This is a genomic window from Alcanivorax sp. HI0044 (assembly GCF_001634945.1).
This window is the reverse complement of record NZ_LWEZ01001598.1, coordinates 1-1,261: the sequence shown is the minus strand read 5'-3', so window position 1 is coordinate 1,261 and position 1,261 is coordinate 1. Positions and strand designations below refer to the sequence as shown.

General features: G+C 62.8%; 1 protein-coding gene. It reads left to right on the top strand.

Annotated elements, in window-relative coordinates; genetic code table 11:
• Position 1: 1 nt before the first annotated feature.
• Positions 2 to 1,261: bifunctional [glutamate--ammonia ligase]-adenylyl-L-tyrosine phosphorylase/[glutamate--ammonia-ligase] adenylyltransferase (gene glnE / locus A3730_RS24190; protein WP_082872521.1), on the top strand; the 1,260-nt coding region annotated here is incomplete at its 3' end.

Here is a 1,261-nt window from a genome sequence, read left to right as displayed (position 1 = left end):
GGTGCTGGTCAGCCAGCACTGGCAGCACTTTGTCGAATCCGGCCACCGTATTCCTGACGACCTGTTGACTGACTTGCCCCGTGTATGGGCGGGCTCTGACTACGTGGCGGCCCAGTTTCAGCGCGATCCGGGGCTGGGGGAGTGGCTGCTGGCCAGTGACCTGAGCCAGGCGCTGGCGGCGGCGTCCCTGAAAGAGGAAATCCGCGCCTTGCTGGCGCAATGCGACAGCGAGGATGACCTCAAGCGGGCGCTGCGCCGTCTGCGCCATCGCCATATGGTGCGCATTGTCTGGCGGGATCTGGCCCGGATCGGCGATTACCACAGTGCCGTGGCGGACCTGTCGTTGCTGGCGGATACCCTTATCGACGAGGCGCTGTCGGTGCTCTACGGCTGGGCCTGTGAGCGCAGTGGTACACCGCTGGGCCCGGACGGTAACCCGGTCAGGTTGGTGGTGCTGGCCATGGGCAAGCTGGGGGCCCATGAACTGAACCTGTCTTCCGACATCGACCTGATCTTTGCCTATGAGCACGAGGGCGAAATTGAAGGCGAACGCCGCGCCCTGACCCACCATCAGTTCTTTGTGCGCCTGGGCCAGCAGCTGATCAAGGCGCTGGATCAGACCACCGCTGACGGTTTTGTGTTCCGAGTGGATATGCGCCTGCGCCCCTGGGGCAAGAGTGGTGTGCTGGCCATTGGCTTTGATGCCATGGAGGGTTACTACGAGACCCAGGGTCGCGAATGGGAGCGCTATGCGCTGATCAAGATGCGTCCCATGGCTGGCGACCTGCAGGCCGGTAATCGCCTGATCAAGCGCCTGAATCCCTTCGTCTATCGCCGCTATATCGATTACGGCGCCTTCCAGTCCCTACGGGAAATGAAGTCCCTGATCGAGCGGGAAGTGAATCGCAAGGGCATGCAGGCCGATGTGAAGCTGGGCGCCGGTGGCATTCGTGAAGTGGAATTTATTGTGCAGGCTTTCCAGTTGATCCGGGGTGGCCAGCTGCCGGCCCTGCGTGAGCCAAACCTGATCAAGGTGCTGCCGCAACTGGTGGCGCTTGAGTTGCTGCCCGAGGATGTGGCCGACGAGCTCACCGAAGCCTACCTGTTCCTGCGGGATGTGGAGCATCGCTTGCAGGCGGTGGCGGATAAGCAGACCCAGCGCCTGCCGGATGACGAACTGGGCTGGCAGCGACTGACGTTTGCCATGGGCTTTTCCGCCCGGGCCGCCTTTGAGCGCAAGCTGCGCCGCTACCGGGAAAGT